The sequence below is a fragment of the Psychrobacter piechaudii genome, from assembly GCF_900162825.1.
Lineage (GTDB): Bacteria > Pseudomonadota > Gammaproteobacteria > Pseudomonadales > Moraxellaceae > Psychrobacter > Psychrobacter piechaudii.
This window is the reverse complement of sequence record NZ_FUGE01000045.1, coordinates 1-12,573: the sequence shown is the minus strand read 5'-3', so window position 1 is coordinate 12,573 and position 12,573 is coordinate 1. Positions and strand designations below refer to the sequence as shown.

The window sequence follows — 12,573 nt, the reverse complement described above, 5'->3', positions numbered from 1 at the left end:
TAAGTTTGGCTTTTTTAAATTGTTTACGTGATTTAGCGTGAGTCTCATTGATAGCCTGTAAGGTCTGACTGTGTAATCCTAAATACTCGCCACTTCCTTTGGTGTACTCACTTAGATCATAAGCACTAAAAAACTTACCGGTACGTTTTAGATGCTCAAAACTTAACGCATTGACATAGTTCCACACGAAGTTTACCGAACCGCTTAGACGATTCAGCTCTTTTATGTGCTTGTCTTTAATGCGTAGCTTGAGGGTTTTCATATGCTTAGTATGGCAAGATTAATTTTAGCTTACAACCCTTTAACGGCTTCTTACGACAGTGTGTGTCGCCTTATATCCACCCCCTGAAGTGGGTGGTTTTACGGCGACTGGTGATAAATAGTTTATTGTGTTGTATTGATTACAAACAATTAGAAATATATTATTTAAATCATGCCTATAACAAATGGAAAGGTTATATCCCTATGAGTAAAATCACCTCCCTTCTTCGTAAAGTCACCGCTTCTGATACGTCAACTGCAAGCAAGACCGATCAACCTGCTTTAGACTTTCCTACTACAAGCAACACCCCCAAAGAACAGACCCGATGGAATGGTTGGGGCAATATTAATATCAATAAAGCGGTCTCACCTCATGGGGCTAAGCTGATTAAATCCCATATTGGTAAAACTCAAAAACTGTCCTCTGTTAGCCTAGAGTCGGTATTAAACACAGTTCCTCCCTCACGCCTGCCTACGGCCTTAACCGAATTAGCAATGGTCTCTACTGACAACGAAGTGCGTGTCAGACATGCGCGTGGCCAAAGCTTCGCCGATTGGATCGCCATGCACAGTGGTGACTTTGGTGTTTTCCCAGATGGGGTCGCCATGCCAAAAACCACCGAAGATGTCGCAAAGCTATTGGCCTTAGCCAGTGAACACGACCTAGTAGTTATCCCTTACGGTGGCGGAACTTCTGTGGCTGGTCACATCAATCCACCAAAAGACCCTCGTCCGGTATTAACGATTGCCACCGGCCATATGGACAAACTGATTGATTTAGATGAAGAAAGCCAAATTGCTACCTTTGGAGCCGGTGCCCAAGGGCCTGCTGTGGAAGCGCAGCTCAATAATCGCGGCTACCGATTGGGACATTATCCACAGTCTTGGGAATTGTCTACCTTAGGGGGCTGGATTGCGTCCCGTTCAAGCGGTCAGCAGTCTTTAGGCTATGGCCGTATCGAACAAATGTTCGCTGGCGGTACCTTGGTTACCCCTCAAGGTAAGCTCACCATACTCGATATTCCTGCCTCCTCTGCCGGTCCTGATTTGCGTGAGATGATGATGGGCACCGAAGGCCGTGCCGGTATCTTTACCGAAGTCAAAATGCGGGTACAGCCTCAGCCTGAGCAAGAGCTCTTTAAAGTGGCCTTTTTGCCCAACTGGGAAGCTGGGAAAGCGGTATTAAAACAAGCGGTTCAAAACAACGTTGGCCTATCTATGCTACGCCTAAGTAATGCCACTGAGACCAATGCGCATCTGCATTTAGGCCCCACGCGCAGTCAGTTTTTAGCCATTACTGCCTACCTAAGATCTAAAGGCTTAGGCTCTGATAAAGTGATGCTAACTTATGGCGTAACCGGTAACAAAGACCAAAATGCACTGGCATTGGCTCAGTTTAAAAAACTGTTAAAACAAAATGGCGGTGTTAGTGGCAAGTTAGCAGAATTAATGGGGTCAATATGGGCTCATGGCCGCTTTAAATTCCCGTATTTGCGGGGCACTTTATGGGAAAAAGGCATCATGGTTGATACCTTTGAGACCTCGACCAACTGGACCAACATTGACCAGCAGATGGCTGCTATGGAAAAGGCGGTTCGTGAATCGCTAAAAGATCGCGGCGAACAAGTCATGGCATTCACCCATATCTCGCATGTTTATAAACAGGGTGCAAGCTTATACACCACCTATTTCTTTAGAGCCGCTAAAAACCATGATGAGACGCTACAGCGTTGGCAGAAGATTAAGCACGACGCCAGCACCAGTGTCGCCAACGGCAAAGCCACTATTTCGCATCAACATGGTGTAGGCCGTGACCATGCCCCCTATTTAATAGCTGAAAAAGGCGAGCTAGGTCTACAGGTTACCCAAGACATGTTGCAGAGCTTAGACCCTGAGCAGCGTATGAATCCAGGATGCTTGTTAGAGGACTAAGTTGCAAGACTAAAGCCTGCACTAGCGGCATAAATAACCAGTAATACCATTTGCCAAACACTGACGAGGAGCCCTCATGACCCAGACACAGCAACGTCAACACGCTTTAACGCCCCTTTCGCGTACTGAGCCGTGGGATATGTTAATTATTGGCGGTGGTATTACGGGGGCAGGTATTGCTCGAGAAGCCGCCAAACGTGGCCTGCAGGTGCTGTTGATTGAACAAAAAGACTTCTCTTGGGGCACCTCGAGTCGCTCTAGTAAAATGGTTCATGGTGGGCTACGCTATATTGCTTCCGGAGATTACAAGACCACGGTCCTCAGTGTCCGTGAGCGCGAACGTATGCTGAAAGAAGCGGGGGGCCTGGTTAATGAAATGCATTACATGATGCCGCATTATAAAGGTAAGTTTCCGCCACCTTGGATGTTTAATAGTCTGCTTAGGGTCTATGATAAATTAGCCGGAAAGCATTATTTTAGATACTTTAAAAAAGACGCTTTTTCGCCGTTAAATCCTGGCATTAAACAAGATAAATTACTGGGTGCCAGTCAATTTAGTGATGCGGTTACTGATGACTCACGCTTGGTAATGCGAGTACTCGCTGAGGCGATACACGATGGGGCACAGGCCATCAACTATCTTAAAGCTGAGGAATTGTTAAAAAATGACCAAGGTTTAGTAGTCGGCGCAAGGTTGGTGGATACTTCTACCCCACAGCGCAGTGAAACTTATGAAGTTTATGCCAAAGTGGTGGTTAGCGCTACGGGCGCTTGGGCTGATGATTTGCGTCTGAAAGCCTTATCTAAGACATCCAGCGACTTTCATAAACAAATTCGTCCGTCTCGGGGCAGCCATTTGGTTATTAGCCAAGAGCGACTGCCGATTGAACAGGCCTTTACTTTACTGCATCCGGTTGATAAGCGAGCGCTTTTTGTTTTTCCCTGGGAAAACAGAACCGTCATTGGTACCACGGACTTAGATCACCCACCTCTTGATGAGCAAGAAGTCGGTATCACCAATGAAGAAGTCGATTATCTATTACAAGCAGTCAATGGGCTGTTTGATCATACCGAGTTGAGCCGCGAAGACATCATCAGTACTTGGGCAGGGGTTCGTCCCTTGATTTCTGAAGGCGGTGATGGTAAACGGGTTAGTCCCAGTAAAGAAAAACGTGATCACAGCGTGTGGTTAGACAACAATTTAGTAACAGTCAGTGGCGGTAAATTAACTACCTTCCGTCTTATCGCCTTAGATGTGCTTGAAATCTGTCAACAGGTGTTACCTATCGACAATAATGTGGCCATAGATGATGCCGTCTTTGGCAATCCGCTGCCGAGCAATGACAAATTTGCTCAATTACCGGCGCCATTACAGCATCGCTTGCAAGGTTTTTATGGCCGTCAACTAGATCAGTTGCTTGAGCTTGCCGATCCTCAAGAGCTTGTCCCTGTCGCTGACAGCAATACGTTGTGGGCAGAGCTCAGATTTGCGGCACGTTATGAGCAAGTTATTCATCTTGATGATTTATTACTGCGTCGTACCCGTCTAGGTCTTATCCTACCGCAAGGAGCCATGATAGATTCCGTAACCGACAAACTGCAACAAATTTGTCAGACGGAGCTTGGCTGGGATCAACAAAAATGGCAACAAGAAGTCGACCGTTATAAAGCCCTTTGGCAAAATTACTACCATTTACCGGCAGCTTAACCCGTCAATATTAAAAACTTTGACAGTGAGTGATAGGCGGGCTTAGAGTCATAATTTACAGTAACTTATATTATGTAGTAAGTCGTTGACTCTCTGACCGCCCTAATTTATAACTATAGTCATAAAGGATAAAGTTTCTCAAAGGATTGAGTACTTAGGGACCTTTAAGGTTAGCAATAAGCATTATCCGCCTTTTAACCTGACAGGTTGATGTTTTAACCTAATAACGAGGCTCCCCTACCTTCTCCCTGCCCTCAATCCTAGCTAAACCCTATGATGACTCTATCCAGAAATGTAGGCTAGCCAGGGGATATTTTTTATTTCAATATCCCAAAGCCAATTTTCTAATTAATGACCGAGTGGCACATTATGAGCGTTACAGACGAAACCCCGATTTATTTATTGGCCATAGACAATGGTACCCAAAGCGTTAGAGCATTAATCTTTGATCAATTTGGTACTGAAATTGCTAAGGTGCGTGTTCCTATTGAGCCTTACTTTTCTACTGAAGCCAACTTTGCTGAGCAACATGCTTCCTACTATTGGCAAAAGCTTAGTGAGGCCTGTCAACAATTATGGCAAAACTGTGATATCAAGCCCTCGCAAATTGCCGGGGTTAGTCTGACTACTCAACGCTATACCATGATTTGTCTGGATAAGGACAAACAGCCCCTACGCCCAGCCATCGTTTGGATAGATTTTCGCCAAGGAGAGACCAATGATTTGGGGGTTTTTGACCCCCTCATCAAAATGGTGGGTATGGGGGAGTTGGCAGAAGAGGCTCAGAAAAAAGCACGCTGTAACTGGTTATCTCGTCATGAGCCTGAGATTTGGGCTAAGACTGCTCATTATGTCAACTTATCGGCCTATTTGACTTATAAGCTGACCGATGATTTGGTCGACTCATCGGGTCAGAACACCGGCTACTTGCCTTATGACTACAAGGCACAACAGTGGATGAAGCCCAGTAATTTTAAGTGGCGCTTATTCAGCTGCCGCATTGAGCATATGCCAAGACTGGTTTCACCTGGGCAGAAATTAGGTCATATTACTGCCGAAGCGGCGGCAGCCACGGGTATTCCTGAGGGCACTCCGATGATTGCAGCGGCCAGTGACAAGGCTTGTGAAGCCTTGGGAAGCGCCGGCTTATCCACTGATACCGCATGCCTAAGTTTTGGCACCACGGCCACCATTAATACCACCTCAACCCGTTATATCGAGGTGATAAAACACATGCCCGCGTATACGGCAGCAGCCCCAAATTACTATAACCATGAGTATATGATTTACCGCGGATTTTGGATGGTCAGCTGGTTTAAAGAGCAGTTTGCCCATTACGAGGCACAGCTGGCGAAGACCCAAGGCATTGATACTGAACACTTATTGGATCAAGCGGTTAAAGGCATTCCTGCCGGCTCCATGGGATTGATGCTGCAGCCGTACTGGTCACCTGGCGTGCGTCACCCTGGACTTGAAGGCAAAGGCGCCTTGATTGGTTTTGGTGATGTGCATACCCGAGCCCATGTTTACCGGGCTATTTTGGAAGGGTTGGCTTATGAGCTAAAACTTGGGTTTGATACCATTGAGAAGCGCACTCGCCAAACCATTAAGCACCTTCGTGTCTCTGGAGGTGGGTCTCAAAGCGATGCAGCGATGCAGCTAACCGCAGATATTTTTGCCATGCCCGCCTACCGCCCTCATACTTATGAGGCTTCCGGATTGGGGGCTGCCATAAACTGTGCCGTCGGCCTCGGCGTTTATCCAGATTATGCTACCGCAGTTGACGCAATGACCCATTTGGGCGATGAGTTTTTGCCCATCCCTGAAAATGTTGCGCTTTATAAACGCCTGTACAATGAGGTTTATCTGAAGATGTATGAGCGCTTAAAGCCCTTATATCATAGCATTCAGGACATTACCGGCTATCCAAAAAAATACCCCCTTTTACCATAAGACCCTACTCATGAAAATTACCCATTTAATTGTGTTTTTTATTGTCGTCTTTATTCTCAACTATTTGCTTAATATGCTATTAAAGTTGGGACAAGACCTGTCTTATATAGCCATACTCAGCCTTATTACCACTGTGTTATTTTATTTACTAACCTTTATGCGTAATCGGTGGTCAAAATAATAGATAAGCTGACTACCGCTTCTCTCCTCTCCTGTTATCCAGCCATTGTTTATCAGTCGTTTGGGCATTCCTATAAAATTAATAGACTGTGTTAATATAGCGCTACCTATTAAGTTTTATTAAAGAGCCTTAGCGCTAATAACCATTCAGGAGAGGCAATATGACTAACTCCAGTAGTAATAACCGGAGTAACGACACAGAGCGTGGGGTCAAAAAGAACCTCAGCTCAAGCAGCCACTCGCAATATAGCTCATCAAAAGAGTATCTTCCCGATTTTATTCGAAGCAGTTACGAGCATAGACGACCGCCTCGTCTAGGCACCTTCAATGCGCCAATGAACATCACTCAGCGCCGTCCCGATCACGAGCCCGATACTCGTATCGATAAGTTTACCTTCGGCATGGTTTTGGTGATTTTATTAGGCATCTGTATTCCCTTAATTTTCTTCCCAGAGCAAGGTAAAGACTGGGTGGAAATTGCCCGTAGCTTTGTCACCACCAACTTCGGCTTTGCCTATTTGGCCTTTGGTATTTTGGCGATGATATTTGTGATTTACATCGTCTTCTCTGACATTGGTAATATCAAACTCGGTCGCCCCGAGGACACCCCAGAGTTTAAAGATACTTCCTGGGCAGCGATGCTGTTCTGTGGCGGTATTGGGGCCAGTATTCTATATTGGGGCCTTATTGAATGGGCCTATTACTACCAAGCGCCCCCGTTTGGTATTGCTGCTGAATCAACGGATGCCATCCGTTGGGCCACGACCTACGGCATTTTCCACTGGGGACCGGTGGCTTGGGCCATTTATCTAGTGCCCGCTGTCCCCATTGCCTATTTTTATTATGTGCGTCAAACTCCAGTACTAAAGGTAAGTCAAACCCTAATGCCTTTATTGGGTGAGAAGTTGGCAGGAAGCAATTGGGCGAAGATGCTCGATGTGCTATTTGTATTCGGTATGGTGGGCGGTGGCGCAACGACATTAGGTCTAGCCTCTCCGTTAATTAACGAAGGTCTATATAACTTATTTGGCTTACCGCGCAACATTACCATGCAATTGGTGGTGCTGTTTGTGACCACCTTAATTTTCGCTTATAGTGCCTATCAAGGTCTAAAAGGCGGGATTCAAAAACTATCGAATATCAACTTCTACTTAGCCGTGGCGCTGCTATTATTCATCCTTATTGCAGGACCAACTGTCTTTATTTTCAATACTGGGCTTGAGGCTTTGGGCCGCTCGATTGCTGAAATGCCGCGGATGATGACTTATGTTGAGCCTTTCAAAGACTTTGGAAGCTTTGGATTTAAGCACACTACTTTCCCCCAAGATTGGACCGTATTCTACTGGGCATGGTGGCTGGTATTTGCCCCTACCATTGGTCTGTTTATCGCCAAAATCTCACGTGGCCGCACCATTCAAAACATGGTGGTAGGCTCGATGTTTTATGGCTCGTTAGGCTGTGCAATGTTCATGATTATCTTAGGTAATTATGGCTTGTACTTACAGCTGACCGGTACCGTGGATGTGGTTAATATCCTAAATAATGAATCGGCCACTGCTGCTATTTTTAGTATTTTAAATAGCCTACCCATGTCCTATGGTGTGGTGGCAGTATTTACTTTCTTAGCGGTTATTTTCACCGCAACCACTTTCGACTCGATCTCTTATATCTTGGCGTCTGTGGTACAAGTAGAAGTAGACGATGAACCGCACCGTTGGAACCGTTTGTTCTGGGCCTTTACTCTTTGCTTATTACCCGCCATTTTAATGTTCTTAGGTGATTTAGCGACGCTACAAACCGCCTCTATTATCGCTGGTGCCCCACTGATTATTATTCTGTCTTTAATGATGCTATCGGTGATAAAAGCGGCGCGTTATGACCTACATTATCAGCCTGATTATTATTTAAAAACGATTCATATTGAAGAGCTGGCAGACAGTGCCCCTTGGGAAGAAGGGGTAACTTCAGAAGCCCCTGAAGGCTCAATCTTGGCGCTACAAGATGAGTGGGAGCAGATGCGTGAGGAAAATGAGGAAGAAGAAAACGCAGAAGCACTCAATAAACACGACAGTTAGTGCTCTCAACACCTAACCATAAAATAAAGCAGTAAAAAGGTTGGATTAGCAAACTAATCCAACCTTTTTTTGTTTAGCTTTTTTAATGCTTAGCTTTTTTAATGCTTAGCTTTTTATAATTGAAACAGCCTTTTACGACCTATAGGCTAAGCCAAAGCCTGCTTCACTCTACTTAATCCTTCAGCCAATATAGACTGGGGGCAAGCCACATTAATGCGCAACTTTAAGTGACCTTCCTCACCATACTGAATACCAGAATTCAGCTCTACTTTAGCATCACGCAGCGCATCGTACAGCGCTTTATCATCGTCGGCATACGCAGAACAATCTAGCCAAACTAAATAAGAAGCTTCAGGGCGCATGACTTTAATATCTGGCAAATGAGTGGCCAAATACTGTAGGGTAAAGTCGATGTTTTTCTCGATATAAACTAACGCCTGCTCGAGCCATTCACCGCCCTGCTCGTACGCACTTTGCATTACTGTATAAGCAAATAAGTTCAGTTCATATTCATCATTTAATTGCTGTTGCTGTTTGATTTGCGTGGCTAATGCCTTATCTTTAACAAAGATCATCGACCCTTTAATACCGGCCACGTTAAAGGTTTTGGTCATCGAGGTTAAGCCCACAGTCATGTGCTCATAGCCCTTAGCTAGGCTTAAAAATGGGGTGAAAGTATGACTTCTCAGAGTCAAATCCTGATGAATCTCATCACTGACCACTGCTACTTGATACTTTTTGCACAGCTCTAATACCGCCTGTAGCTCATCAGCCGTCCACACTCGTCCCCCAGGATTATGCGGATTACAAAGCAAGAAAACCTTGACTCTATTTTTCTTAATCTTGACTTCCATGTCCGCTAAATCAAACTCATAACGCCCTTGCTTTTCTACCAGGGCTGAGCTGATAACCTTACAGCCATTCAACTTGGTCTTGGTCACAAATGGGGCATAAATCGGGTCATTAATTAACACCGCATCGCCCACTTCGGTGAACAGATTGAGCATTAAAGAAATGCTGGGCACCACCCCAGGCGAAAATACAATTTGCTCTGCGGTTAGCGACAAGCCATAGCGGCTACTGTGCCAGTTAATAATGGCTTGATATAAGCCATCGGTTTGCTTGGTATACCCTAAGATACCGTGTTCCACAACACGCTGTAAGCTGTCTAAAATAGGCTGAGCCGCTTTGAAGTCCATGTCTGCTACCCAGAGCGGGATGGTGTCATCTGTATAATGCCACTTGATTGATCCAGTATTGCTTCTGTCTATGACTTCATCAAAATTATATTGCATGGATTGTTCCTAATAACTTGGGAGATTTTCTTTTAAAGTTGGGTAACCAAAAAGGTTTAGTGTCGTTATCGACTAGGTATCGATTCGCTGTAATTCAGTCAATACGTAATAGCGGTAATAGAGGTCATCTCCAGCCGTAAAGCCTAATTTATCGCAAAAACCATTGCCGATTTGGTTGGCTTTAAAGATAAATGACTCTACTTTCGATATTGATAATTGGGTCATTTGGTGTAATACATTTTTCAGCAACGCCTATGACTTTTTAAAATACACAATTATGGCTTAAAACACAGTTTACCCTAAAACCCAACCATCCTCTCCCAATACATCAGCACCGCACTCATACTAAAAAATGAGCCAATGGTTGAGATAATAACAATAGCCGACACTCGCTCAACTAAACCATAATGCTGAGCGATGATGGCAATGGTTGAAAAGGTCGGCGCAGACGCAAAGAGCATGGCCACATATTTGCCTTCTATTGACGCGCTCGGGACAAGCATAATGGCAACTAACATCATTAAGGGATGCACAATAAGCTTCCCTAAGCCAATGGTGGTAATTTTAGGTAAATCACCTTTTAATTCTAGACCAGATAGGCTCATACCAATAACAAACAGGGCAACAGGGGCGGCAACGCCTGAAAGCATATGTGCTGTTTGGGCCGCGATTTGGGGTACAGGAATGCTAAAAATTGAGAAACTCACGCTGATGATAATGGCAATAATCAACGGGTTACGAGAGAGGTTTTTGGCAATACGCAGTAATAATTGACCCAAAGACTGACCGGAATCAGTGCTCATATCCGCCATGATAAACAGCATCGGCAGCATGATAAAACTCTCTATCAACACCACCATGGATAAATAAGTGGCTGCCTTCGTCGGCCCGATAACCGCAGATAATACGGCAAAACCAATAAAAGCACTGTTGGCATACGCCAATGCCGTAGAATTTAGGGCCGCAGAGACATTATCTTGACGCCAAAATCCTTTGGTAACCATAACCCCTATCACAAATGCCAACACTGAACCTACGGCATAGATAAGCAGATAGCTCGGTGATATGACTTGCTGAAACGGCATTTCTGCAATGGCGTTAAACATCAGTGCCGGTAAGGCAATATACAACACCAAAGTGCCCATACCTTTGGCATGGCTGGGGTCAATCAGATGCAATCGAACACTTAGATAACCCAGTGCGATAATAATAAAAATCGGCGCGGTAATATTGAGAATGTCTAACATAGATAAGACTGCCGCTCGTTATCAGGGTGAGAAATCAGCTTGGTACGCTTATTAGCTTCGCATAAATAAAGCTGGGCTTAAAAAAAGGAAACACAGAGTCTTTAAAACCGAATAACCACTGACCTAACCATTATAATCAATCAGCTTTTTAATAATTATATGGCTTCGATTAACGGCCCTTAAACTGAGCTTCTCGGCGCTCGACCATAGCCATTACGCCCTCTTTGGCATCTTCAGAGTAAAACAGGGGCGGTAAAAAGCTATGAATATTACCCAGCGCACTGTCTGCCCCATTACGAGCGCCATCAAGTGCTGAAGCCAATAGGGCTTGAACACCTAGCGGTGCGGCCTTGCTAATCTCAACTGCCAACTCGTAAGCCCGATCATACTGCTTACCTTTCTCTACTACTTCACTCACTAGGTTTAGTTTCTCTGCTGTAGCGGCATCAAACGGTTTTCCAGTCAATAGATAAGGCATGGCTTTTTGCCACCCAGCAGCCTGCACAAAGCGGACAGTTGCCCCGCCAAAGGGCATGATGCCACGCTGTACTTCCATCTGTGCAAAGTTACAGTCTTCACTGGCGACTACCACATCGGCATTCAACATCAGCTCAATACCCGCCGTAAAGCAAATACCTTGTACCGCAACCACCACCGGTTTGGTACGCAGCTTGCCACTGATTCCCCATGGGTCAATTTGGGTACTATCAAAAGCAAATACCCCTTTGTCTAGCTTGTCTTGTAACTCCATTAGATCAAGCCCCGCAGTGAAGTGCTCACCATGGGCAAATATAAGGGCACAACGCAGCGTCTCGTCGTTCTCATAACGGGTTAAAGCTTGTGATAACTGGGTAATCATATGACTGTCAAAGGCATTGCGCTTGTCAGCACGATTCAGGCCAATCAAGCCAATATACCCCTCAGTGGCGTAGCTAATTCGGCTTGGTTGCTTGCTCTCACTATTGTTACTGTTACTGGTCATTGTTATTGTCCTTTTATATGTTAGTCAGTGGCGACTCATGCCGCTACCGGTGTCCTATAAGTCAACTATAATCCTATGCCAGACGCTTAGCAAACCTAGCAAATAGGCAATTTGTTTATTTTCAATCTATGTTGCTACAACAAACCTGTTAAACTATCCCCAAATGGCTGAAAACCTTTAAAAAAGTTTGGCAGACGAACAAAGTTATCATTAAAAACAAAATCTATAAATTATTGATCTCATTCAATATTTTATTTTTTCTTAGTGTGGATATAATGCCTAAAAAATAGTTATCCACAGGATGTGCAACCTCTACAAGCCTTGATAATAAAGGGCTTCGAAGGGTTTAAACACATTACGCACAGTTAAATTTTAGTTATTGTTGAGTATTGCCGGGTATTATCGGTTATTGAGGTTTATTAACGGTTATTATCAATAATACGGTCAATTTTGTTCAAAGGTATGGACAGTATCTTCTTTTACCTTACCTTAACCTTTCTTTTACCCCTCATCCTATTTCAATTATCCGCCCTATCACCTGAATAAGTTTTAATCCCTATGACACAACCTATCACCCCAAAAAATACCCCGCATAAAACTCCTACCAGTAAGCCAGCGGCCAGTACCCTGCACCCTCGCAATCCGCATCAAGGTCGTTACGATTTTGATAAGCTAACCAAAGCTTTGCCTGAGCTTGCAAAGCACACTATCACCAATCCTAGTGGTGAAGCGACGATTAATTTCTCTGATGCTGATGCGGTATTAACCCTAAATAAAGCCTTATAGTCATAGCCCCATAAATAAGATACACTGATAAGATGGCATATTCAAAAGACTACAGACAAATGATATTAGACAAGCTTGACGAAGGTTACAGTTATCGAGAGCTTGCCGAAGAATATCAAATCAGTACAACGACAATTCAGCGTTGGAAAAAGAA

9 protein-coding genes and 2 pseudogenes are annotated in these 12,573 nt (G+C 44.5%); 6 read left to right on the top strand and 5 right to left on the bottom strand.

Features of this window, described 5'->3' with window-relative positions; genetic code table 11:
* Positions 1 to 262: pseudogene (locus A1019T_RS01225) on the bottom strand (RNA-guided endonuclease InsQ/TnpB family protein); the annotation flags it as partial.
* Positions 263 to 465: 203 nt separating this feature from the next.
* Here A1019T_RS01225 and A1019T_RS01220 point away from each other — a divergent pair.
* The 4 genes from A1019T_RS01220 (at position 466) to A1019T_RS01205 (ending at position 8,109) form a co-directional block, all read left to right on the top strand.
* Positions 466 to 2,193, top strand: a complete 1,728-nt coding sequence (locus A1019T_RS01220; protein WP_077450060.1) for an FAD-binding oxidoreductase — start codon at positions 466 to 468, stop codon at positions 2,191 to 2,193.
* Positions 2,194 to 2,269: 76 nt separating this feature from the next.
* The gene (locus A1019T_RS01215) at positions 2,270 to 3,901 is read left to right on the top strand and encodes a glycerol-3-phosphate dehydrogenase/oxidase (RefSeq protein ID WP_077450059.1); all 1,632 of its coding nucleotides are present in this window, start codon (positions 2,270 to 2,272) and stop codon (positions 3,899 to 3,901) included.
* 369 nt (positions 3,902 to 4,270) lie between these two features.
* The gene (locus tag A1019T_RS01210; protein ID WP_077450061.1) at positions 4,271 to 5,854 is read left to right on the top strand and encodes an FGGY-family carbohydrate kinase; all 1,584 of its coding nucleotides are present in this window, start codon (positions 4,271 to 4,273) and stop codon (positions 5,852 to 5,854) included.
* A 341-nt stretch (positions 5,855 to 6,195) separates the two neighbouring features.
* Positions 6,196 to 8,109, top strand: a complete 1,914-nt coding sequence (locus A1019T_RS01205) for a BCCT family transporter (RefSeq protein ID WP_244156484.1) — start codon at positions 6,196 to 6,198, stop codon at positions 8,107 to 8,109.
* 146 nt (positions 8,110 to 8,255) lie between these two features.
* On the opposite strand, the gene A1019T_RS01200 is transcribed toward A1019T_RS01205, so the two are convergent.
* The 4 genes from A1019T_RS01200 to A1019T_RS01185 form a co-directional block, all read right to left on the bottom strand.
* The gene (locus tag A1019T_RS01200; protein WP_077450057.1) at positions 8,256 to 9,404 is read right to left on the bottom strand and encodes a MalY/PatB family protein; all 1,149 of its coding nucleotides are present in this window, start codon (positions 9,402 to 9,404) and stop codon (positions 8,256 to 8,258) included.
* Between the two features lie 72 nt (positions 9,405 to 9,476).
* Positions 9,477 to 9,629 carry a hypothetical protein gene (locus tag A1019T_RS01195; RefSeq protein WP_208608006.1) on the bottom strand — a complete coding sequence of 51 codons (153 nt, stop codon included), beginning with the start codon at positions 9,627 to 9,629 and terminating at the stop codon, positions 9,477 to 9,479.
* A gap of 74 nt (positions 9,630 to 9,703) precedes the next feature.
* The gene (locus A1019T_RS01190; RefSeq protein ID WP_077450056.1) at positions 9,704 to 10,651 is read right to left on the bottom strand and encodes an AEC family transporter; all 948 of its coding nucleotides are present in this window, start codon (positions 10,649 to 10,651) and stop codon (positions 9,704 to 9,706) included.
* A 169-nt stretch (positions 10,652 to 10,820) separates the two neighbouring features.
* Positions 10,821 to 11,633 carry a crotonase/enoyl-CoA hydratase family protein gene (locus A1019T_RS01185; RefSeq protein WP_077450055.1) on the bottom strand — a complete coding sequence of 271 codons (813 nt, stop codon included), beginning with the start codon at positions 11,631 to 11,633 and terminating at the stop codon, positions 10,821 to 10,823.
* Between the two features lie 558 nt (positions 11,634 to 12,191).
* Here A1019T_RS01185 and A1019T_RS01180 point away from each other — a divergent pair.
* Both A1019T_RS01180 and A1019T_RS01175 read left to right on the top strand, forming a co-directional pair.
* Positions 12,192 to 12,416 (top strand): annotated as a pseudogene (locus A1019T_RS01180) (RlmF-related methyltransferase); the annotation flags it as partial.
* A gap of 35 nt (positions 12,417 to 12,451) precedes the next feature.
* Positions 12,452 to 12,573: helix-turn-helix domain-containing protein (locus A1019T_RS01175; protein ID WP_143514058.1), on the top strand; the 122-nt coding region annotated here is incomplete at its 3' end.